Source organism: Paenibacillus sp. 3LSP (assembly GCF_032465655.1).
Lineage (GTDB): Bacteria > Bacillota > Bacilli > Paenibacillales > Paenibacillaceae > Fontibacillus > Fontibacillus barengoltzii.
In genome coordinates, this window is record NZ_JAWDJI010000104.1 from 1 (window position 1) to 23,358 (window position 23,358).

At 50.7% G+C, this 23,358-nt stretch carries 17 protein-coding genes and 1 pseudogene; 8 read left to right on the forward strand and 10 right to left on the reverse strand.

From position 1 onward, the window contains the following. The first annotated feature begins 501 nt into the window (after positions 1 to 501). Positions 502 to 1,455 (forward strand): aldose epimerase family protein, encoded by a 954-nt coding sequence (locus RW092_RS08535; protein ID WP_316009985.1) that lies wholly within the window; start codon positions 502 to 504, stop codon positions 1,453 to 1,455. A gap of 29 nt (positions 1,456 to 1,484) precedes the next feature. Here the strand turns inward: RW092_RS08535 and RW092_RS08540 are convergent, their stop codons facing one another. The 3 genes from RW092_RS08540 to RW092_RS08550 all read right to left on the reverse strand — a co-directional run bounded on the left by RW092_RS08540 (position 1,485) and on the right by RW092_RS08550 (position 5,259). After that, entirely contained in the window at positions 1,485 to 2,708 is a 1,224-nt protein-coding gene (locus RW092_RS08540) for an L-lactate MFS transporter (RefSeq protein ID WP_316009986.1), read from the reverse strand. A 118-nt stretch (positions 2,709 to 2,826) separates the two neighbouring features. Continuing rightward, positions 2,827 to 3,594, reverse strand: coding sequence for a LytR/AlgR family response regulator transcription factor (locus RW092_RS08545; RefSeq protein ID WP_316009987.1), 768 nt, complete (start codon positions 3,592 to 3,594; stop codon positions 2,827 to 2,829). Between the two features lie 6 nt (positions 3,595 to 3,600). Continuing rightward, on the reverse strand, positions 3,601 to 5,259 hold the full coding sequence (locus RW092_RS08550; protein WP_316009988.1) for a LytS/YhcK type 5TM receptor domain-containing protein: 1,659 nt from the start codon (positions 5,257 to 5,259) through the stop codon (positions 3,601 to 3,603). Between the two features lie 484 nt (positions 5,260 to 5,743). Here RW092_RS08550 and RW092_RS08555 point away from each other — a divergent pair, with 484 nt between their 5' ends. Both RW092_RS08555 and RW092_RS08560 read left to right on the forward strand, forming a co-directional pair. Further along, positions 5,744 to 6,427: a DsbA family protein gene (locus tag RW092_RS08555; RefSeq protein ID WP_254899734.1), complete on the forward strand. Its 684-nt coding sequence runs from the start codon at positions 5,744 to 5,746 to the stop codon at positions 6,425 to 6,427. A gap of 614 nt (positions 6,428 to 7,041) precedes the next feature. Further along, positions 7,042 to 7,488, forward strand: a complete 447-nt coding sequence (locus RW092_RS08560) for an Hsp20/alpha crystallin family protein (protein WP_028537485.1) — start codon at positions 7,042 to 7,044, stop codon at positions 7,486 to 7,488. A 67-nt stretch (positions 7,489 to 7,555) separates the two neighbouring features. Here the strand turns inward: RW092_RS08560 and RW092_RS08565 are convergent, their stop codons facing one another. Both RW092_RS08565 and RW092_RS08570 read right to left on the reverse strand, forming a co-directional pair. Continuing rightward, positions 7,556 to 9,835 carry a molybdopterin oxidoreductase family protein gene (locus RW092_RS08565; RefSeq protein ID WP_316009989.1) on the reverse strand — a complete coding sequence of 760 codons (2,280 nt, stop codon included), beginning with the start codon at positions 9,833 to 9,835 and terminating at the stop codon, positions 7,556 to 7,558. After that, a complete protein-coding gene (locus tag RW092_RS08570) occupies positions 9,807 to 11,039 on the reverse strand; it encodes a nitrate/nitrite transporter (protein ID WP_316009990.1) in 1,233 nt (410 codons plus the stop codon). Before RW092_RS08570 ends, RW092_RS08565 begins: the two co-directional genes overlap by 29 nt. 543 nt (positions 11,040 to 11,582) lie before the next feature. Between RW092_RS08570 and RW092_RS08575 the strand changes: the two genes are divergently transcribed. From RW092_RS08575 to RW092_RS08595, 5 genes are all read left to right on the forward strand, one after another. Next, a complete protein-coding gene (locus tag RW092_RS08575) occupies positions 11,583 to 13,016 on the forward strand; it encodes an aldehyde dehydrogenase (protein ID WP_316009991.1) in 1,434 nt (477 codons plus the stop codon). 37 nt (positions 13,017 to 13,053) lie between these two features. Beyond that, complete coding sequence (locus RW092_RS08580) at positions 13,054 to 13,386, forward strand: L-rhamnose mutarotase (protein WP_009223859.1); 333 nt, start codon at positions 13,054 to 13,056, stop codon at positions 13,384 to 13,386. A 25-nt stretch (positions 13,387 to 13,411) separates the two neighbouring features. Then, positions 13,412 to 14,305 carry an aldo/keto reductase gene (locus RW092_RS08585; protein WP_316009992.1) on the forward strand — a complete coding sequence of 298 codons (894 nt, stop codon included), beginning with the start codon at positions 13,412 to 13,414 and terminating at the stop codon, positions 14,303 to 14,305. Positions 14,306 to 14,519: 214 nt separating this feature from the next. Then, positions 14,520 to 15,914: a helix-turn-helix transcriptional regulator gene (locus RW092_RS08590; RefSeq protein WP_316009993.1), complete on the forward strand. Its 1,395-nt coding sequence runs from the start codon at positions 14,520 to 14,522 to the stop codon at positions 15,912 to 15,914. A gap of 204 nt (positions 15,915 to 16,118) precedes the next feature. Beyond that, entirely contained in the window at positions 16,119 to 16,304 is a 186-nt protein-coding gene (locus tag RW092_RS08595) for an aspartyl-phosphate phosphatase Spo0E family protein (protein ID WP_084628780.1), read from the forward strand. Positions 16,305 to 16,339: 35 nt separating this feature from the next. On the opposite strand, the gene RW092_RS08600 is transcribed toward RW092_RS08595, so the two are convergent. The 5 genes and pseudogenes from RW092_RS08600 to chvE all read right to left on the reverse strand — a co-directional run bounded on the left by RW092_RS08600 (position 16,340) and on the right by chvE (position 23,205). Beyond that, the gene (locus tag RW092_RS08600; protein WP_176221905.1) at positions 16,340 to 17,317 is read right to left on the reverse strand and encodes an Rpn family recombination-promoting nuclease/putative transposase; all 978 of its coding nucleotides are present in this window, start codon (positions 17,315 to 17,317) and stop codon (positions 16,340 to 16,342) included. Positions 17,318 to 17,469: 152 nt separating this feature from the next. Then, positions 17,470 to 19,049 (reverse strand): annotated as a pseudogene (locus RW092_RS08610) (oleate hydratase). Positions 19,050 to 19,353: 304 nt separating this feature from the next. Then, the gene (gene mmsB, locus RW092_RS08615) at positions 19,354 to 20,517 is read right to left on the reverse strand and encodes a multiple monosaccharide ABC transporter permease (RefSeq protein ID WP_016313792.1); all 1,164 of its coding nucleotides are present in this window, start codon (positions 20,515 to 20,517) and stop codon (positions 19,354 to 19,356) included. Between the two features lie 4 nt (positions 20,518 to 20,521). Continuing rightward, positions 20,522 to 22,051: a multiple monosaccharide ABC transporter ATP-binding protein gene (gene mmsA / locus RW092_RS08620; RefSeq protein ID WP_316009999.1), complete on the reverse strand. Its 1,530-nt coding sequence runs from the start codon at positions 22,049 to 22,051 to the stop codon at positions 20,522 to 20,524. 95 nt (positions 22,052 to 22,146) lie between these two features. Further along, a complete protein-coding gene (gene chvE, locus RW092_RS08625) occupies positions 22,147 to 23,205 on the reverse strand; it encodes a multiple monosaccharide ABC transporter substrate-binding protein (RefSeq protein WP_198032009.1) in 1,059 nt (352 codons plus the stop codon). Between the last annotated feature and the right edge of the window lie 153 nt (positions 23,206 to 23,358).

Here is a 23,358-nt window from a genome sequence, read left to right on the forward strand (position 1 = left end):
GATCTGCCGCATAATTTTCTCGATTCTTTGTGTCTACTCTATTGACAGAGGTACAAGAGTTCGTGCTGTTGCGAGAAAACATCCTGCCTGCGAGAGATCGTTATATGGCAAGAAGTAAGTTGCAGTAACAAGTAACGTGTCGCACTCACAAGCCACACTCACCAGCCACACTCACAAGTTACACTCACCAGCCACACTCACAAGTTACATTCACAAGTCATAAGTCACAAATCACAAGTCGCATAAGTTGCAATGAACATACACGTCGCAAAAGTTTCAACAAGCAAATCACAAACGAAGTAAGTCACCAGTAACAAACAGTTAGCAGCAAGAAAGTACATCATTAGTTATTAATCAATTACCTGTGACTCTCCAATAGTCACTACTCGCAAGTAACATAACATATGCAACAAGAAACAGGTCGTAGTAACAAGTGGTAGTAACAAGTAACAAATCAACGTCTCACCTAATAGCGATCCAAGTTGGAGGAGGAGTTGACGGATGAACCAATGGCAAAAGACTGAAGTGGATGGTTGGGACGCTTGGGTCGGAGAAACCGAGCTTATAGCGGTGACCATCGTACCGGAGCTAGGTGGCAAGGCCGTATCGCTGCAGAATCGCAAGACAGGACGGGAGTGGCTGTGGAGGAGCGATAAGCCACTGGGAAACGAGGGCTACGGCTCATCCTTTGCCGCTGGCGACGGGAGTGGATGGGACGAAATGTTCCCAGGCATCAATGCCGGGGCCTATCCGCTGGCGCCTTGGCAAGGTCGAGCGATCCCCGACCACGGAGAGGTCTGGTCTCGGGCTTGGGAGCATCAGGCCACGAGCTCAGCCCTATCCTGCCGCATTGGCAGCGTACAATTCCCCTATGTCCTGGAGAAAAGATATACGTTTCCTGCAGCAGACACACTTCACATCGAGTACACTGTGACGAATCTGTCGGGCGCGCCTTTTGCCTTTCTATGGGCGGCGCATCCGTTGTTGCAGGTACGAGAAGGTATGAAGCTGCACGTTCCGCCTGAATTAACGGAGATCGAGGTCTCCTATTCGGAGGAAGGCCGGCTAGGTGCGTTCGGATCCAAGCAGCTTTGGCCGCTGGCAAGCGGCGCAACCGGGGAACAAGTCGACCTGAGCACCGTGGAGTCCAACAACGGCCGATTCGCGGAGAAGTATTATTTTACTAGCCGGCTCGGGCCCGGCTCCGGGTACGCCGGAATCAGTGATCCCGCAACCGGTGAGGCGCTGATGTTCCGCTTCCCCGCAGACAAAGTGCCGTACTTGGCCATTTGGGCCAACTACGGCGGCTTTGGCGGTAACTATCACGTTGCTCTGGAGCCGGCCACGGGCCGCATGGACGAACTCGCCCATGCGTTCCGCCAAGGGGAAGCCGCCGTTGTCCCCGCTCGAAGCGGATATCGCTGGTATTTGGAGGCCAAGGCCGTGTGCAGTTAACTCCTTAGGCGATTCGTTCTCATGCCCAGTTATTCATGCTGCAATTTCTGGAAAGCCCATTTTTTCTTCTCCGTTTTCTTCATCGCTGGAAGCTTCAACAGCATAATGAGGATAAACGAGATCATGCACATCGCAGCAATGAGTTTAAACGTAGGTACAAATCCGCCAAGGAACGAGGAGATCATGGTTGCCAGCAAGGCGCCAAATCCAAAGCCTTGGTAGATCACACCGTAATTTTGACCGGAGTTTTTCAGTCCAAAGTAATTCGCCACAATTGCCGGAAATACGGTAATGTTCCCGCCGAAGCAAAACGCAATCGCCGCTACACAAGCAAAGAAGGACCCATAATTCAGATGCATATAGCTCAAGATGATCACGGCGGCGGCTGTCACAAACAAAGTGCCGGATACGACATTCAGGTGACCCACCCGATCGGATAAAGCTCCAAGTACAATGCGACCCAGTGTATTAAATATCGCGACCAGAGCAACCGCATTCGCTGCTGTGGCTGCATTCAATCCTGCCATGCTGACGCCGATATCCTTGACGATCCCTATCAGGAACAAACCGCTCATACATGCTGTGAAGAAGATAATAAATAACAAGTACGCTTCTTTGGTTTTTAGCATTTCTTTGACCGTGTAATCCTTCTGTACCGTATTTGAATCGGCTTGGACTTGATTTTGCACCTTCGCTTCCTTCACGAGGAACGAGCCGCCCACGATCATAACCATGACGATGATTCCCCAGAACATAAAAGCTTTCGACACGCCCAACGTTTCAATCATGCTGCTGTTAATATATTTGAACACTAAGCTGCCCGTACCATATGCCCCTACGGAGATCCCTGAGATCAGGCCTTTCTTCTTCGGGAACCATTTAATCGCATTCGACAAGGTCGTCATATAAGCCGTCCCGTCTGCGGCACCAACTAAGACACCGGCAAAAAGGTAGAGCACCCATAGGGATGTCACTTGCGAGCTGATGATTAATCCTAGTCCTAACGTGATCCCTGCAAACATAATTAATCGCCGAAGTCCGATTTTCTCTTGAATCTTACTCGAAAACAAGGTTGCAAAGGCTAACGAAAAGCTAAGGATGGAGAACGTGGCAGCTACCGAACTTAGCTCCCATCCATAGTGTTCGACAAGAGGTTGGTTAAATAGACTCCAAGTATAGATGGTCCCCAGCCCCATTTGTACGATAATTGTTCCAAGAACGATCAGCCAGCGATGACCCTTGGTATCTCTCATGATGATCTCCTCTTTTCAGTAGGCTATACAGTGTTTCTTGATGAGCCAAGTATAGTACCAAAAAGGTCAACGCAACCGTTTTCAGAACGAAATGACGATATCAAGGAATGAGTTGCTGTCAAAATCTCATGATGTGCCGGAACTCTTTCACCTTGGATCGACTTACCGGAATTTCTGCATCCATCCCCGATAATCTTAAGATATAGGTTTGGTTAAACCAGGGCACAATTTCCCGGATTTTCGATAGATTCACCGAGTAAGAACGATGGCAGCGGAAGAAGAGACTCTGCGGCAGCAACGTGTGAAACTCGCTGATGCTCATCGGCATCGTGTACGCTCCTTCCAACGTATACACCAATGTCACCTTCTCTTGGGCCTCAGCATAATAAATGTTGTTCGCATCAGTGACGATAATTTTGTCATCCTTACGTAAGTTAATCCGATTGGCGATTGTAGAGCCTTCATCGTCCTTATGATGGACGACGGGATGCAATGAATTCGTATCTTGCCGGACGGGATGGTCACGATGATAGGCGGCCTCAAGCTTTTTTAACATCGGTGCAATCCGCTTCTCGTCATAAGGCTTCAAAATGTAATCAAAAGCCTCCAGCTCGAACGCCTTGGCGGCATGCTCTTTATAAGCAGTAGTAAAAATGATATACGGCTTCTTCGCAAATTTGGCGATGTTGCTTGCGACGAAGATTCCATCCAGCGACGGAATGTTGATATCCAGGAAAATCGCATCGGTCTCATGCTCCTGCAGAAATTTGAGAACATCCAACCCATCCTCAAAACAATCCGTTACCTCAATCGAGCTGTAAGTGCTAATGATATATTCAAGCTCTTCCCGAGCAGGGATTTCATCCTCGACAATAATGGCTTTCATGTGGAGTTACATTCCTTTCCTTACATCAAAATAGACTTCAGTGCCTGGCTCCAAACGTTGGATTACGACTCCTTCTCCATAAATTAGCTTCACTCGCTGATGCACATTATAGAGTCCAATTTTATGGGCTGGAACCTGATCATGGTACAAATTCCGAATGATCTCTTCATCGATTCCAATCCCAGTATCCTTCACGCTGATCCGGACTTGATCCCCAAGATCCTGCACAGAAATGGTCACGGTTCCCGGTCCTTTCGTCTTAAGAACACCGTGATTAATGGCATTTTCGACGAGAGGCTGAATCAATAAGCTGGGGATTTTAACCGAAACCTCCTCATCAATGTCATAATTCACTTGTAACCGCGAGCCAAAGCGTGCTTTTTCAATTTCAACGTAATCCTTCACTTGCTGAAGCTCTTTATGGATTTCAATGAACTCATCGCTTAGCTCTAAGTTGTGTCTCATGAAATTGGATAGATTGATGATTAATTCTCTGGCCTTTTCCGGATTCTTGCGTGTCGTTGAAGCGATGGCGTTTAAGGCATTAAACAAAAAATGGGGGTTGATTTTGGTTTGCAGCGCTTTGAGTTCGGCCTTATTCGCTTCCTCCTTAATTTGCTCGACCCTTGAAACCTCCATCAGCGTGGAAATAATCTGGGATAACCCAATCGCCATCGTCTGCAGCGGGTAGGTCACTTTGTAGGCTTTCCGGTAATACACCTTCAGTGTCCCTGTTACAACGTCCCGTTCTTTTAAAGGCATAATCAGAAAATACTGAATTTGCGGGAGATTATGCTCAGAGATGTGATTGGAAATGGTGATCTCACCGGTTCGAATCGCAGATTTTGTGATCTCGCTGATAATAGCCTCTCCGACCGTGTAGTGCTCCTCGCCAAATCCAACATAGGCCAGCACGTTATGCGTATCCGTAATCGCAACGGCATCGGCCTCGATTTCATCTTTAATAATCGTACAGATTGTCTTTAAGGATTCCTTGCTGGTGGAGCGGAAGTAGGGTAACGTTTTGTTCGCAATTTCCAAGGCCAGCTTGGCTTGCTTGGCGGCAATCATCTCTTTCTCGCCCTCGACCCCCATAATCATCAGCACAATCAGCCCAATGCTGATCTCCCCAATTATCATAGGAAAGGCGATTTTGGATACGATGTCCAATCCCAGCTCAAAGGGCTCGGCAAAAGCTAAAATAAGCAGCATGGTTAAAATTTCACAGATCATACCGGCGATAATGCCGTAGATCCAGCGGGCTGATTTTTTCACTTTATAATTAATGACTCCGGAAACTAAACCCGCAATCATACTGGTGATGAGGCAGGGAATCGATGTAATTCCACCGATATCAATTAAGTACCGATGCAATCCTGAGACGACCCCGGTGATAATCCCTACCCAGGGACCAAACAGGATCCCCCCGGACATCACAGCAATAATGCGAATGTTCACCAGCGATCCTTCAACCTCAATGCCTGAGTACGTACCGAAAATCGCAAACGAGCAAAATATGACGGTAATCACGGTCAGCTCGATCGGCGATCGATTATCCCGCTGCAGCACCTCACGGAATCTTGGAATACGAGCCATAAAGAATAAGCAAATCAGCAGCAATGCAGTTCGTTCCAACAATTGCAGCAGCATTTCTAATGAGGTCATGTGGGCTTGGCTTCCCTTCTGTAGTAATATAAAAACTCCCTGATTGGCAGTAAGCACAACCAGAGAGTTGCAAAAGCAATATTTTGGTATAGAAGCGATCAGCTTACGCTCAAGTTCCTTACCATCATACAACACTTGTTATGGATACTCAATTTACTTCGTGTCAGCTAAATCATTTCGGTGAACAATCTGAGGGGCTTCGAGTGGAGTTGATCAGTGAAGCTTATCCCCTTACTTTCGACTGTGACCTTTGTTACTCCCTTGCCGTGGGCCATACGCTAGAATGAGGACGAAACGAATCCAGATGGAGGTAGGATGGCGGATGGCCCAGAATAAGGGAAGTAATCGGAGCAGCGGGAAACCAGCCTCAACTTATAAGACGGGATCCAACCGGACAACCCCTGATCACAAAAATGTCGGCAGGGGCAAGGCGGGAAACGCGGCCAACAGGTCAGGAAGCGGCCGAGAGAATAGGAAATCCGGTTTGATTTTTGTAAGTTCCCTCATTTTCATTGGAGTCCTGGTCATCACCCTGGCTGTTGTGTTCCTGAAAGATACGGGTCCTTCTGAATTAAAGGATCTTCCGAACTATACGGAAATCAAAGGGGATTACACTGCCAAGGGCTTGAAGTATGAGAAGCAGCCGCATTTAGGCGATCCGAACGCTAAGGTTAAAGTAATCGAATTCGCCGATTTCAAATGCCCGGCCTGCAAGAAATGGGAAGAAACCTATATGGACCAGCTGCAGCAAGAGTACATCGATACCGGGAAAATCGAGTTATTTTTCATAAACTATGCATTTATTGATCGGGACTCGATCATGGCGGCCAGTGCGGGGGAAGCCATCGCAGCGCAGAGCAACGAGAAGTTCTGGGAGTTCAAGCGCAAGCTGTTTGCACATCAAGGCGATGAGACGAAAATTTGGGCAACACCTAGCTTTTTGCTGGACTTTGTGAAGAAGAACATCGAGGGAATCGACTATGATCGGTTCGCGAAGGATTTAAAAGAACATACCTACATGCTGCCCGTCAAGGAAGACTTCAAAACCGGCGGATATTACGGAGTCAACGGAACCCCTCAATTTATGGTGAACGGGGAGCTGCTGCCGAGCGCTTCGTACGAGGAGTTGGCGGCGGCGATTGAGGCGAAGTTGGCGGAAACTGATTGATGAAAAGCGACGATAAAGTCGCTTTTTTCGTAGTTTGGGTGATTAAATTTTCCCCTTCCTCATCCAAGACCAAATGCGATACGATCCCCATAAGTTTATTAGTAGGAGAAGAAACAACACGAATCCCCATAAGCCAAGTTGATTGATTTCCTTGAGTCCCTCCACATTCCAAAGGACAAAGGTTCCAATTCCGATGAAAAGAAGATACAACAATACGTTTGGAATGATCCAGACAATTCGTAACTTGATGTTTTTGTTCAAGAATTTCACCTCTAAGTAAGGATTAATTTCATTATCTTACTTTTACCACGGATAGGTTGCGATGTCTTGAGGTATCCTAACGATGGCGACACCTCCATGATTAAAGACCTGCGGGAGAATCAGTGATGTTCGTTTGATTTTTGAAAAATAAAAGGTTCAACCGCGTTAGATTGAGATGAAAGGTCAAAGAAGGTCAAATAAACAGTCAAGTCTCTGGCGATCAGGAAAAATGCGCGAAAATCGCCCGAGAACAGGCTGTTTGGGCTTTAATCACTTTTGTCACTTTGGTCATGGAGGCATATAATGAGGGTGTAAGGTCAAATAAGGTCAAACCAAAGAAAGGGGAATGCATGATGTTTGATTTGATTCCTTTTGGTCGACACAGAGAAGATGCGTTCGGCCAGTTGGCTAAAACGTTTAATGATGTGTTCAATGATGACTTTTTTGCACCGTTTAAAAATTCGCCGCTCTCTTTCAGAACTGACATCCGCGAAACGGATCAAGCCTATCTGGTTGAAGCGGAATTACCTGGTTTCCGAAAAGAAGACATCGAGATCGACTATGCCGCTCCTTACTTGACGATCAGAGCAGTTCGTAATGAAGATCACAACATGGAGGATACGAACCATCAAATCGTTCGGAAGGAACGTCGGCACGGTGAATATGTTCGTAGATTCTACGTGCAGGATATTTCGGAAGAAGATATTCGCGCGTCCTTGAAGGATGGCGTTCTGAAGCTGGAGGTGCCGAAACGGCAACCGACTCGCTCCAAACGCATCCAAATTCAAGACGGCGATTAATATAAACGGAGGCTATCCCTCCAGCCACAAGCTGGAGAGGATAGCCTCTTTGCTTATACATAACTCCTCAGCTTCGTTGAGGGCGAGATGCCGCAAGACCTGCGGGATCCGCTGCGGTGCGGCTTGCGGTGTGTTGCACGGGAGTGTACTCGACCTCACCGCTGTCCCGGGCATTGCTCCAAGAAGCGCCGTCAGTTCCTAGATTTCTATAGGAATCGGCAATCTCCGGTTCCACGCGCTCTGCCCTAACGGCGGAGATCTTAAATTCCGGCATCCGGCTGATCGGGTGTAAGGCATCGTTCGTCAGCCGATTCACCGCCAGGTCGCCGCCCCAATGGAACGGGACAAACATCGTACGCGGATGGATGTCCTTCGTCACCTTGGCGGCGACCTCCAGCGACCCGCGCCGCGAGGTTAAGCGGACGCGGTCTCCTTCGCGCAGGCGAAGCTGCTCGGCCAGAGCCGGGTGGAGCTCCGCCACCGGCTCCGGCGCCTTCTTCGCCAGCGCGTCCGTGCGGCGGGTCTGCGCGCCGCTCAGGTAGTGCCCGCCCAGCCGGCCGGTCGTCAGCAGATACGGATATTCCGTATCTGCGGTTTCCGCCGGCGGCTGCGGCGTGACTGCGTGCAGGCGGGCGCGGCCGCCTGCACGGGGGAAGACGCCGCCTGCGAAGAGGCGCGGCGTCCCGGGGTGCGACTGGCCGGGCCCGGGGCACGGCCAGAACAGCCCTTGCGCTTCCTGCAGGCGCGAGTAGCTGATGCCGCTGTAATCGGCTTTGCCTCCGGCGGAAGCGCGGCACAACTCGTCGAACACTTCGCTCATCGACGAGTAGGAGAAATAGCGCCCTCGGCCCAGCCGTTCGGCGAGGGCGCACAGCAGCCAAGCGTCCGGCATCGCCGCGCCGGCCGGCTCAAACACCCGGGGCCGGTAGAACACCCGGCCCTCAAGGTTCGTCATCGTCCCTTCCACTTCAAGGAAGGACGTGCCGGGCAGCAGCCAATCCGCATAGGCGGCCGTCTCGGTCTCGAACAGGTCGACGACGACGAGCAGGTCCAGCTTCGCCAGCGCCTCGGCGACCCGGGCGTTGTTGGGGCTGGACACGACCGGATTCGAGCCCAGAATCATCATCGCTTTAATGTCGCCGTCCAGTATCTTCCCGAACAGCTCATACGCGGAGACGCCTTTGCCGGGCAGCTCATGGGGATCGATTCCCCAGACCTGGGCGACATGCGCCCGGGCGTCCGGGTCCTCGATCGAGCGATAGCCCGGCAACTGGTCAGCCTTGAGCCCATGCTCGCGGCCGCCCTGCCCATTGGCCTGCCCGGTGACGGAGCCGAAGCCGCTGCCCGGCTGGCCAATGTGCCCGCACAGCAGGCACAGGTTGATGTACTGCAGCGTATGCTCCACGCCGTTCACCTGCTGCTCCAGGCCCCGCGCGGTCAGAACCATGCCGCGCTTCGCCCCGGCGAATCCCCGAGCCACTTCACGAATCGTATCCTCGGGGATCCCGGTGAGGGCGGCGACCCGTTCGGGCGGGAAATCCCGAACGGCTTCCTGTACCGCCTCCACCCCTTCCGTATGGGCCGCCACAAATTCCGCATCATACAACTTCTCTTCTAAAATCACATGCAGCAGCCCGCTGACCAGCAGCGAGTCCTGCCCGGGCTCAATCATTAGCTGATGCTGAGCGATCTTGGACGTCATCGTCCGCCGGGGATCGATCGTGACGATAACGGCGCCTTTCTTCTTAGCAGCTAACAGGTAGGGCATCAACGTGGGCTGGCATTCGGCGATGTTGGTGCCGGCAAGAATGAGATAATCGGTTTGGGGAATATCCTCAAGCGGAAAAGGGAGACCGCGGTCGATCCCAAACGCCAGCTGCTGCGCCGCCGCTGCGGAGGACATGCAGTATCGTCCATTGTAATCCACGTAACGGGAACGCAGAGCAACCCGAGTAAATTTGCCAAGCAAATAACACACTTCGTTCGTCAGCGAACCGCCGCCAAATACGGCGACGCTGTCCGGACCGTATTGATCCTGGATTCGGCGAATTCGAGCGGCGATATCATCCAATGCTTCGGGCCAGGCTGCAGGCGACCAACCGGGAGAGGAGGCTTTGGATTTGCGCAGCGGCTGCAGCACCCGCTCCGGATGAACCGTATGCGCCAAGGCGTTGAAGCCCTTTTGACATAAACGCCCCGTGGCTACAGGAAAGTCCGGACTGGGCTTCACTTCATATCCTGCGGTGGGATCATGAGCCAAGTGCAGATCCAGACTGCATTGCATACTGCAAAAGGGACAGTGGGATCGCAAACGTTGGTCAGGACGGGCGGCTGTAGGAATAAGCATCATAAGCTGCCTCCTTCCGGTTCAGGAACATGCGTTTCCACTGGCCTTGAATAAGGGTAACCGTGACAATACAAGCCAGCGCAATTGCGCTCAAAATGAGGAAGCCGGGGGTATACGACCCGGTCCATTGCTTCAAGAGACCGAGAATATTCGGCAGAAAATATCCGCCGAGCCCGCCGGCCGCACCTACGATGCCGGTAATCACTCCGATTTCCTGCTGGAACCGTTGGGGGACGAGCTGGAACACGGAGCCGTTGCCCATTCCGAGGCACATCATGCCTACGAACAGCATAATGGTCACGACGGACAGCGGCGGCAGCGACGAGACGAAAGCCATCATGAGGGCCACACCCGCGTACAAAATCAACAGCATGCGAACCCCGCCCAGCCTATCGGCCAGCCAGCCGCCCACAGGACGAAAGAAGCTGCCGGCAATTACACACAAGGTGGTGAAGTCGGCGGCCCGCACTGCACTCAGCTCATATTGGGTATTGAAAAAAATTGTCAAGTAGTTCGACAAGCCGACAAAACCGCCAAACGTCACCATATACAACAAGCAAAACAGCCACGCATCCCGCTCGCGAAGCACGGCGGCGTAGTCCCGCAGCTTTTTCGGTTCCGGCTGATTGGGGCTGTCTTTCGCCAGCAGCGTAAAGACGAGAAAGACCAGCGCAACCGGAATGAGGGCCAGCCCGAACACAACCTCCCAGCCGCCATAATGCTGGGCAATTCGGTTGGCGAACAGGGTGGAGAAGACGGTGCCGCTGTTGCCGGCTCCGGCGATCCCCATCGCCAATCCCTGGTATTGCGGCGGGTACCAACGGCTGGCCAAGGGCAGCGCCGCCGAGAAGGAAGCGCCGGCAACGCCCAATAGCAAAGCCACTGCATACAGTTCGCCAAGCGAATCCACGAACTGCCAGCCCCAAATGAGCGGCACCATCGTGACGACCATGCCGATCTGGCCGGTCCGCTTAGGACCAATCCGGTCGGCCAACACGCCAAGCACCAGGCGAAGCAAGGAGCCGCCAAGGACCGGCAGAGCGACGAGATTAGCTTTTTGTGCGGCGTTCATCGGGTAGTCCTGCATCATGATGACCGCCAGCGGGCCAATCAGAACCCATACCATAAAGCTCACATCGAAGTACAAAAAAGCGCTTAGCAGCGAGGGCTTATGCCCACTCTTCAAAAAACCGGTACGTTCCATCCTTCCATCTCCTTTCCAGGTTCCATCCTCTTAGGCCGGGATGTTTTCTGTTCTTCATAGCTACGGCCAAAACTGGGCGCAAAACAAAAAGGAGCCCCGTGCAATCCTGCGATTGCCCGTATGGCTCCTTTGCCGACCGGCGGCACTACGTTGTGCGAGACCGGAATATGAATAGGGTTGCGCCACGACGTTGTGAACGTAGTTAAATTATATGAGTTTTAGCAAGATTATGTCAATATAAATAACAAAAAACGTTCATGAATTTAACTGAAAACCGTCTTGACGATTGTGAAAACGAGGTTTTTATTAACAAATTGAAGTTTTACTCGAATTATTCAATATTTTATGTTAGGTAATCTAACACAAATTCATGCCAATATACAAATTTCCGCTGCACTCAGAGGCTAAAGAAGGACAATGAGACTTCCGCTAACCGCTTGGCAGCGATAAATGACCAAAGATGTCCAGCTCCCCCATTTCGGGTTACAATAGAAGGGTCAGACAGAATGAAGATGATTTACTCGGGAAAAAGAGGGGACCGCCTTGAGCCAAACTGAACATGCTACCCAAACTCCAACTGAACTGCAACCTACGCAATCCCTAGATCGCTCCATTGCGGAGGTCGTTCGCGCCCAGCAGCATTTCGTCCAATCTGGTGCGACGCGACCGGTGGACTTCAGACTGCGTCAGCTTGAACGCCTGAAGACCGCGATTCAACGTTTCGAAACGCGAATATTGGAAGCGCTGCAGCGAGATTTGCGCAAGCCTGAATTCGAAGGCTACAGCACGGAAGTGGGTTATGCTTACGATAGTATCCGCTACGTGATGAAGCATCTGAAGCGTTGGGCCAAGCCGGAGCGGGTTCGCACTCCGCTGGCCCATATCGGCTCCAGCAGCTACATTTACCGGGAGCCTTATGGCTCGGCCCTGATCATCGGCCCGTTTAACTATCCGTTTATGCTGGTGATCGACCCGTTGATCGGAGCGATCTCTGCGGGGAACGCCGCAATCGTGAAGCCTTCCGAGTTTACTCCTCATGTCTCCAGGGTGATCGCCGAGATGCTTGGCGAATATTTCGAACCCGATTACATTCGAGTCATCGAGGGAGGGCCGGAGGTGACGTCTGCGCTGATTCATGCCCCGTTGGATTTTATTTTTTTCACGGGAAGTATTCGGGTTGGCAAGATCGTTATGGCTGCGGCGGCGGAGCATCTGGTGCCCGTTGTTCTGGAGCTTGGCGGGAAGAGCCCTTGCATTGTGGATCAAGAGGCGAACCTCGATCTGGCAGCACAGCGTATCGTCTGGGGGAAATTCCTAAATACAGGCCAGACCTGTGTGGCTCCAGACTATGTGCTCGTTCACGAGTCGGTGCGAGATGAACTGATCACCAAAATGAAGGCGCAGATCAAGGTCTTCTATGGTGAGGATCCAAGGCGAAGCCCTGACTACGGGCGGATCGTGAATGAGCGGCAGTGGAGCCGGCTGATGGGTTTGCTCGAACCGTCTAAAGTGGTGGTTGGCGGGGATGGCGATCGTGAGGATCTGTATTTAGGGCCGACGATCATGGAGCGCGTCAACTGGGAGGACCCCGTGATGCAGGAAGAGATTTTTGGACCGATTTTGCCGGTGCTGGAGTATCGAGACCTGGATGCGGCGCTCCGGAAGATTGGTGAGCGGCCCAAGCCGCTGGCATTTTACTTGTTTACGAGCAATGCCGCCACGGAACGGAAGGTGATGGAGTCCGTTTCATTTGGCGGAGGGTGCGTGAATGATACGGTTATGCATCTGGTGAGCCCGTATTTGCCTTTTGGCGGAGTCGGATCTTCGGGGATGGGAGCCTACCACGGCCGTTACAGCTATGAAACCTTCTCTCATCGAAAAAGTGTGCTGAAGAAGTCCACGCGGGTGAACTTGAGCTTCATCTATCCGCCTTATACGGCTGGCAAGCTGAAGCTGATTCGACGTTTTTTCAAGTAGTATGCAATGGTATGAAAATTTCATGGGAGGGATGATCATGGAAATGAGTTCAAGCCGGAAGTTTGCCTGGACCTGGCGGGTGAAGGAAGATCAACTGGAGGCCTATGTGGAGATGCATTTGAACCCTTGGCCCGAGGTGCTGGAGGAGCATCGCAAAGCGGGGATTCGGAATTATTCGATTTTTCAGCAGGGAAATCAGTTCTTCTACTGCTTTGAATGTGATGATCCGGATGCGGCGTTCAAGTATATTGCAGCCAGCGAGGTTTGCCAGCGGTGGAACGCGATTACATCAGGCATGGTGGAAGGGTCATTTGACTTTAATGAACCGCAGCCGATCGTGCCGATGCGCGAGATTTTTTATTTGAAGTAGCGACGAATCGGAGGGATTCTTGAACATGAAATATCGCATATTAGGGAAAACGGGTCTGAACGTTTCGGTAATTGGCATCGGAACTTGGCAATTTGGCGGGGAATGGGGCTTAAACTACACGCAATCGGAAGTGGATGCAATCTTGGATCGGGGCCGGGAACTGGGCATCAACCTGATCGATACGGCGGAATGCTACGGCGACCATCTGTCCGAATCGTTTATCGGGGATTATCTCAGCCGACGCAACCGGGAGGATTGGCTGATCGCCACGAAATTTGGTCATCAATTTCATGAGCGGTTTACACGGACGGATCGCTTTGATGCTGCGGCCGTGCTGGAACAGCTGGATGCCTCGCTGAAAGCGCTGAAGACGGACTATATCGATTTGTACCAGTTTCATTCCGGTCCAGATGCGGCGTTTGACAATGATGAACTTTGGACGCTGCTTGATAAGCAAAAGCAAGCGGGGAAAATCCTCCACCTGGGCACATCGATCGGCAGCAACGACAATCTGCATCAGACTGAAGCTTCAACGAAGGTAGGGGTAGAGGCGATTCAGGTGGTTTATAACCGGCTCGACCGCGTGCCGGAGAATCGGGTGTTCCCGTCCTGCGAGCGCCAGCAACTAGGTGTGCTTGCGAGAGTGCCGCTGGCGAGCGGTTACCTCAGCGGCAAGTATAAACCGGGCGCGGTGTTCAGCGAAACCGATGTACGCCATCGTCATGATCCGGAAAGCACCCGCCGCAAGCTGGAGGAAGTAGAGGAGATTCGGCGGAATGAAGTGCCGGAGGGTGTGGACATGGCTCAGTGGGCCTTGGCCTGGTGCCTGAAGAATCCTGTTGTCAGCACGGTGATTCCGGGCTGCAAGAATCCAGCTCAAGTGGAGGCCAATGCGGCTGCGGCGGAGCTGGAAATCTAAGAAACTCCAAAAAGACCGATAAGCAGACAAAAAGTTTGCTAATCGGTCTTTTTTCATATTGACGATTGTCAAATTTAGGATTATTATGTAAACATATATTGGAAGTTTAGTAGGATATGGTGTTGCTTGATGTCATTGGATGTCGTTTGACTCCTCTGTTAGCCGAGAATCCTTTGGCTCGCAGAAGGTCGCGGAATTGGGGGGTGATAATTTTTTGATATCTACAACCACGATTCGCGCAGAACTGGAAGATTACATCAAGAGCGAAGGGACAACCCTGCACCGTTTCTCGGAATCCGCCGGGGTGAACGTCGGAACGTTAAGCGGAATTATTAACGGGAACCGGCCGATTGCCATCGGACAATTGGATCGGATTACGGCTGCGATGGGGTTGCCTGAAGGACACTTTTACGATTTATACGCAGATGAATGTTTTACTTCAACGGCTCCGCATTGGAGGAGGCTGCGGCCGTTCCTGCTGAGATGCGCCGAGTTGCAGAAGCATGACTGCATTAAACAGGTTCTAAACCGTTTGTTAGAGGATTTGAAACAAATCGCGGGCATTTTCGATACAGCCGAAATGATGTATGAACAAGGTTGGAAAGAGGCTGCGGTTATACTCTATGAAAGCGTTATCGAAAGTGAGCGATCTAGCCACTCCGAACGCTTGGCGATGAGTTATTATCGGATATTTCAAATATTTCAAACTGATACGAGAAGAGGCTTTAAAGCTGCATTGCAATTTTTACCTTACAGATATCGGTTGCCTGAAGCCTATGCTCTCGATGGTTTACTGATGCTAACTGAGATTTACGCACTGAGATTTAATTGGTCTGAAGTTGAGAATTATGCGGATGAGCTCTGTCAATTCACCGAAGCCCTTTACAACAGACGCATCTGGATGGATGAAGACTTCAAACCTAAACGTCCATTGGTCTACTATTATGGAAGAGCTTATTTAATTAAATCTAGCTCTTATGAGTACCGTGGAATGTTTGAAGAATCCAAGAAGTGGATTCCGAAGTATGCAGATTTGAGCTGGTTTGAGGGTCTCGATGAAGCGGGGAAAGCCGAAGTAGAGCAACTTAAGATGTTTGCATACGCTAACTGGATGTGCATGGATATCAAATCAGGAAATCGAGAGTTGATAGGGGAGTATGTAAAATTCCTTGAAGAGCATCCAGGTGAAATTGTTGAAGGGCTAACCACGTTAATTGAGGCGTCTAATCGACATAATTACTTTATCGATGAAATTTTAAATAAATTCTCCGATGATATTGATGATTATAGAAAAATCAAACAGACATCAAAATCGAATTACAAAGAGCCATCACTTATATTTAGACGTGCAGTTTTTTTTCAGAACTACGCACTCTATTATTTTCGAAAAGCTCTATATGAAGAAGGGATATATCATCTCTTATTCAGTATGGAGTTAAGTATATTGTTAAACAGCAAAGATCTGATAGTTAATAATATGGCATTATTTGAGTTGCATCGGAAGCACGCCTCTTTGAAACAATGCAATACTTATTCTGAGTTATGTAGAAAGGTGTGGGAAAATGAAAAAGAAAGCATTTTGGGCGGTTTCGGCTATAATTATGGTTAGCTTTTATCCGGTAGCTATGACGTTATTTTCTCACGGATGGGGTTAATTCATTTACTAATAGAAATCTATAATAAGGCTTGGCTAGATCCTACTGGCCCTATTTTAAAATTCCATTTCAAAAAATGGAATTTTTTTGTTTCTTGCATTAGGTCTCATTATGCAATATTTGGCAACCTCTTCTAATATGTTCCTAGGGTGATCGAGATGAACAGTTCTGAAAAAATCAGATTTCGGATCGAATTGGAAAGACAAGAATTAAATCGGCTCGCACAGAGATACGGAATGCGCCATGCACGGGTTCTCCATCAGTCGGTTGTTCTTGACCGCTTGTTAAATAAATATAGCCAAGTCATATATTCCAATTACCGAAGAAGGAAGCCGATCGCGTAGATGCGGTTTCTTTTCTTTGTCCGTTGGCTAATTCCTTAATTCATAATCTTTTTGATTTCCTCAATAGACAATTGGGTCATATCCGCAATTTCTTCCAGAGTGAAGCCCTTGGATAACAACCTGCGTGCGATTTGCCGGCGTTCGATGAGGGTGCCTTTTTCGATCCCTTGTTCTATACCTTTCTCCAGGCCTTCTTCCAACCCTTTCTCATATCCTTGACGCATCCATGCGGGCATTAATTCCATGATCACTTCACTCTCCTTTGCATATTGTTTCGCCAGCTCCCGAAGCATTTCTTCATCCTGCCGGGGATCCGGCTCGAAATATAAATCGGCGATAGACATCACTAGCGCTAGACGGGCTTGATCCAGTCTTTGGCTGAGCTGCAGCAGCATGCGCAGATAGGCTAGACGGAGCTCCCGTTCCTCCCCTTTATTGTAGCCCATTTTAGCGAGTAATGCAGCAGCCACGGGGTTGTTGGAATCAATGAATCTGCGCCAGGGTTGGTTGATGAGCTCGACTTTCAGAAACCGAAATTGGAGGATATCCTCTCCCAGAATCGACATGTTTAAGGAATTTCGCTCATTTTTACTCTCTGCGGATGTAAAGATGGCGATAGGGATGATGAGCTGGTGCTCTTTCCGGTGCCGCTCAAAGAGCCGGCTGAAGTAGATAAACATCCGTTCGTGGAAGTCTGCTTGTCGGTACGATTGAGGCTCCAGATGGATGAGGATGAAGGCATCCGTACCGATATATTTGGTTTCCAGCAGGAGATCGAGCGTACGCGCTTCTTCTCCCACCACATCCACAAGCTGCTCTTGCATAAGGAAACGGGTTTGGCTGAAGTCCAGCTGCGATTCAAGTTCAGGAAAAAACAATGCGATAAATTCCGCGAAAAACGTATGCAACAGCTTTTTAAACGCTTCGTCATGAGGGATGATTTTCTTCCCATAGTTCCCGCTTTGCGATTCCTCACCGACTTGTTGGACTAAAGATGATGTTGATACCAACAACAGGTCACACTTCCTTTCCAAACGCAAAAAAGCACACTACGCGCGCCAAGATGGACAGATGCGTAAGTGTGCTTCACTTTGCTTAAGATTCAATTAAGCCTAGTTTATCCGAAATGGGTCGTTTTGGCAATTTTTATCACCCCTGTCCATTCTTAGCGGAAGGAAGTGACCAAGCTTTGCAGCAACGTACGTACATCGTACTGGTACTGATTGATAGGGACAATCGGCTTGTTCAGTCCCAACAGGCCATACACGGCCATACGGGCCGTCCGAACAGAGTATTCTTCAGTGAAGACAACGTCGTCCGGGATTTCGCAGAATTGGCCGATAAATGCTAAATTTGTGGAGCCGTCCGGGATAACCTTCGGCCGATCATCAATCGCTCTAGGCATGAACTGCGAGGTGATGAACGGCATCATACATGGAATACAGTTGGCGGTGGAGAGATCGCTTCCATGTCTTCTTGGAAGTGGAGATGGTGCAGCAACTCGGTGAGAATCTCCTCACCGGTACATTCGGACATTTTTTTAGGCACATAATCCCCAATGCCATCCGGGAATAATCCATAGCCCCAGAAGACCTTCACATGCTCCGGCTGATTACGGAAATGCGGCTGATGAGCCAGCACGATGGACATGAACCAGCTTGAATCTTTAAAGGTCACCAGTGCGCCGGTTCCCGCCTTGTTGCGGGAGAAAGCTTCCATCCGGTCAAAAAAGCGCGAGCCCTGACAAGTCACCGTAAACGACTCCCATTTGGACTCGTCGATATGGTCGGCGAAGACAGATGGACGTCCAAGGCCCGGTTTCTTGGCGGCAATCCGCTCCCATAACTGCCAAGAGCTGCCTTTGCCGTTCAGCTTCGGCGGGGTGTTCATGGAGCCCAGGCTGTAGCCCTCGGTCATCGAACCGTTGGTGACGATCACCAGATCCCCTTCTCCTAAATCCAGGACTCGGGGCTCTCCGTCTTTCAGATAGTGCATCCGCGTCACGGTGATTTCATCGCCTTCGCGGAAGTCCAGATCCGTAACTGTGCATTTCAGCGAAAAGTCTACGCCGTGCCCCTCCAAATATTTTTGCAGCGGGAGAATGACGGAGTCGTATTGGTTATAAGGTGTGCGGGTGACTCCCTCCAGCGTATGGACTCGCGGGAATTCATGCATAAACCGAAGCATGTATCTTTTGAACTCCACGGCGCTGTGCCAGGGCTGGAAGGCAAAGGTTGTTGCCCACATGTAGCAGAAATTTGTCTTAAAAAAATGCGGGCCAAACCAGTCATTGATTCGCGCGGTGCCCAGGTTCTCTTCCGGGGTCATGATCAGCTTGACCATCGCAAGCCGGTCCGCCATATCAAAGCCCATCGAGGTGACGTCCGCCACTTGGCCGTCTCGGTTTACTAACCTTGCGTTGGAATGGGTTGGGTGGGCGGTATCGAAAGCGATGATTTCATCTCGCACCGAGAGCTCCGGATGGTCTAAGGAAGGGATGGAGCGCAGTAAATCCCATGTATTTTCATAAGTCTCATCATTCAGCATTCGGCCGCCGCGGATCACATATCCGCGTTCACCGTCTCCGGCACCATCGTTGCTGCCGCCTAGCACCTTCATTTCCTCCAACACATGAATATGTTGGCCGGGAAAATCGCAGTCCCGAACCAGGAACGCGGCCCCCGCCAGTGAAGCGATCCCTCCGCCAACAAAATAAACGTGATGGGTGTGACGATCTGCAGACATAACTTTCACCTCCAAAGAATGTGATGAATGGAACAATTTCAATGTAATCTGTCTTGGGGGCGAGCGAAATCAACAATGCAGGGCGCCTGTATAAAAAAACGACACTCCCTAAGGAGTGTCTAGGATTCCGACGGAATCAGCCAGATTTCGCCTTGGTCAGATGGGAGCTAGACAAGAGAATCACCTGCTTTGTGGAAAAAATAGGTAGGCCATCCTGTCTTCATTATACTCTCGCTCCAGCCAGCTATCAAAAATAACCCCCGCTAAATCGATAGCGGAGGTTACAAACCTCAAGGTCCTAGGATTAACTCGTCTTCGACTTATTGTAAATATCGAAGGCGACGGCGAGCAGCAGGACCAGCCCTTTGATGCCTTGCTGCCAATCGACCCCAAGCCCGATCAGCGACATGCCATTGTTCATCACGCCCATCACCAGGCCGCCAATGATGGCGCCGATGACGGTTCCGATGCCGCCGGAGGCCGAAGCACCGCCAATAAAGCAGGCTGCGATCGCGTCGAGTTCAAAGTTCGTCCCGGCTTTTGGCGTTGCCGAATTGAGGCGGGCGGCGAAGATCAGACCGGATAGTGCGGCCAGAGCGCCCATGTTGACAAAGACCCAGAACGTTACCTTTTTGGTTTTGACACCAGACAGTTTGGCGGCCTTCTCATTGCCTCCAAGCGCGTAGATATGGCGGCCGGCCACCATTCGATTCATCACAAACGAATAGATGACGATCAGGAAGAACAGGATGATCAGGATGTTCGGCAGCCCGTTGTAAGTGGCGAGCACAAAAGTAAAGATGTTAATGATAGCAACGAGCAGGACGAGCTTCGTGACGAACACCCAAATCGGCGCGACCTCAAACTGATATTTGAGCTGGGTCCGCCGCTCTTTCCATTCCTGCCAAATGAGGAGAAGGGAGAGCACCAGACCAAGCAGAATCGTCAGAATATGCAGGCTGCCGCCGCCAAACCAGTCGGGAATGAAGCCGGAACTAATCCGTTGGAACGATTTCGGGAATGGCGCAATCGACTGGCCGCCCAGCACGATCATCGTCAAGCCCCGGAACAGCAGCATCCCGGCTAACGTGACGATAAAAGCGGGGATTTTCACATAAGCGACCCAAAATCCTTGCCAAGCGCCGATCAACCCGCCGATTACCAGTGAAATAATAATGGTCAGGAATGTAGGTAACTGAAGATCTACCAACATGATCGCGGCCAAAGCTCCGATAAAGGCGGCGATGGAGCCGACGGACAAATCGATATGTCCAGTGATGATCACCAGCACCATCCCGATGGCCAGCACCAAAATGTAGCTGTTTTGCAAGATCAGATTCGTAATGTTCAGCGGCTTAAGCAGGATGCCGCCCGTTAAAATTTGAAACAAGATGGTGATGAAGATCAAGGCGATAATCATGCCGTATTGACGTATGTTTTTTCTGAAAAGTTCGCTAACTGCTTGCATCGGTCTACCCCCTGCCTCGAGTCATGGATTTCATCAACACTTCCTGGGTGGCGTCCTCGCGCAGCACTTCTCCGGTGATCCGGCCCTCGCTCATGACGTAGATGCGGTCGCACATCCCGAGAATCTCCGGAAGCTCTGAGGAGATGAACAAAATGCCCTTGCCCTCGTCCGCCAGTTGATTGACGATCGAATAAATTTCATATTTGGCTCCGACATCAATGCCGCGCGTTGGCTCATCGAGAATCAAGATTTCCGGTTGTGCGAAGATCCACTTGCTGAGGACGACTTTCTGCTGATTGCCGCCGCTCAGGTTGACCGTTTGTTGCAAAATGCTGGGTGTTTTAATGTTCAGCTTGCTCCGATATTCCTCCGCGACCAGCACTTCCTCCCGTTCATTGATCACGCCGCGGCGGGACAACTTCTTTAATGAAGCCAGCGAGATGTTGCGTTTGATATCGTCGATCAAAATTAAACCGTATTGTTTGCGGTCTTCGGTGACATAAGCGACTCCATGCTTAATCGCTTGACTGATGTCGTTAAATCGGACCTCTTTGCCGTGGAGGAACAGCTGACCTTTAATGTGTCGTCCATAGGATCGGCCGAATAAGCTCATCGCCAGTTCGGTTCGGCCAGCACCCATCAAGCCGGCGATCCCAACGATCTCTCCGCGGCGGATATTGAGATTGATATCGTCGAGTACTTTACGATCCTCTTGCTGCGGATGGGTGACCTCCCAACCCCGGACTTCAAAGATCACTTCACCGATCCGGGGAACCCGCTCCGGATAGCGGTGGGTGAGATCGCGGCCAACCATGCCCTTGATGATGAGATCTTCGGTCACCTGATCGGCTTTCATCTCCAAGGTCTGAATCGTCCGGCCATCCCGGAGAATGGTGATCGAATCGGCAACTTTACTGATTTCGTTTAATTTGTGCGAAATGATGATGGAGGTGATGCCTTGTTTCTTCAGCTCGAGGATCAACTCCAGCAGGTTTTCGCTGTCATTTTCGTTCAATGCGGCTGTGGGTTCGTCCAAAATTAACAGTTTGACCTGTTTAGATAAGGCTTTGGCGATTTCCACCAGCTGCTGCTTACCGACGCCCAGCTCCAATACGCGCGTGGCCGGGGATTCGTTTAAGCCGACTCGCTTCAGCAACGCTTTGGTTTTGACCGTCGTTTCGTTCCAGTCGATCAATCCGTGCTTGCTCTGTTCATTCCCAAGAAAAATGTTCTCCGCGATGGAGAGATAAGGGATCAGCGCCAGCTCCTGATGGATGATGACGATCCCCAGCTGCTCGCTTTCTTTAATATCTTTGAATTCGCAGACCTTGCCCTCGAATAAGATCTCGCCTTCATAAGAGCCATGCGGATAAACCCCGCTCAGCACCTTCATCAATGTCGATTTACCAGCCCCGTTCTCCCCGCACAGGGCGTGGATTTCTCCGGATCTGACCTTGAGGTTGACATTGCTGAGCGCCTTGACCCCCGGGAACGTCTTCGTAATGCCCCGCATTTCCAAAATTGTATTGCTCACATGCGTCACCTGGCCTTTCACTCACGGTACGTGCATAGCGACGGCCGCCCGAATCCGCGTCCGCCGCTATGCCGGTCACCACAAGTTAATGATGTTTAGAGTCCCAGATCTTCCTTGGAGTAATAGCCGGTGTCGACGAGCGCTTGTTCCACATTCTCCTTGTCGACCGAGACCGGTTCGAGCAGGTAAGAAGGAACAACCTTCACGCCGTTATCATAGGTCTTCGTGTCGTTGACTTCGGCTTCTGTACCTTCCAGAATGCTTTGAACCATAGAGACTGCTTTTTTCGCCAGCTCGCGGGTATCCTTAAAGACGGTTTGGGTTTGCTCCCCGGCAAGGATCGATTTGACCGATGCCAGCTCAGCATCCTGGCCGGTTACGATCGGCATCGGTTTGCTTCCGGAGCCGTAGCCGACACCTTTGAGCGAGGACAGGATACCGATACTGATTCCGTCATAAGGAGAGAGCACGGCGTCGATATTTTCCGTGGTATAGTGAGCGCTCAGCAAGTTATCCATGCGGGCCTGGGCGGTTGCGCCATCCCAACGCAGCGTGGCGATTTGCTCCATCTTGGTTTGACCGCTGCGTACGACGAGCTTGCCGGAATCGATGTACGGCTGCAGCACGGACATGGCACCGTCATAGAAGAAGTAGGCATTGTTGTCGTCCGGAGAGCCCCCGAACAGCTCGATATTGAACGGGCCTTTGCCTTCCTTAAGACCCAGCTTTTCCTCGATGTAGGAGGCTTGTTGCACACCCACCTTGAAGTTATCGAAGGTGGCGTAGTAGTCGACGTACTCGCTGTTCATGATCAAGCGGTCGTAGGCGACGACTTGTATGCCTTGATCGTGGGCTTTTTGCAGCACGTCAGTTAAGGAGCCGCCGTCAATCGCCGCAATGACAAGGACTTTTACGCCTTTCGTGATCATGTTTTCGATTTGTGACACCTGGTTTTCGATGACGTCTTCTCCGTATTGCAGGTCCGTGCCATAGCCAAGAGCCTTAAACTCCTTGACCATATTGTTCCCGTCGTTCACCCAGCGTTCGGACGATTTCGTCGGCATCGCAATACCAATCGTTCCTTTCTCGCTGTTGCCCGATCCGCTGCTGCTGCCGTTTCCGCCGTTGGCGCAAGCAGCGAGGGCGAAAACCATCACCAAAGCAAGTAAAATGGCCGTTACCTTCTTCAAAGTCGATTCCCCCTATACTCGAAATGAATGCGCTTACAGTTCGGAGTATAGCAAGCGAAGGGGGAGGACGTATTTACAGTGATTTGACTCTTTTTATAAAAATCGAACCATTATCGG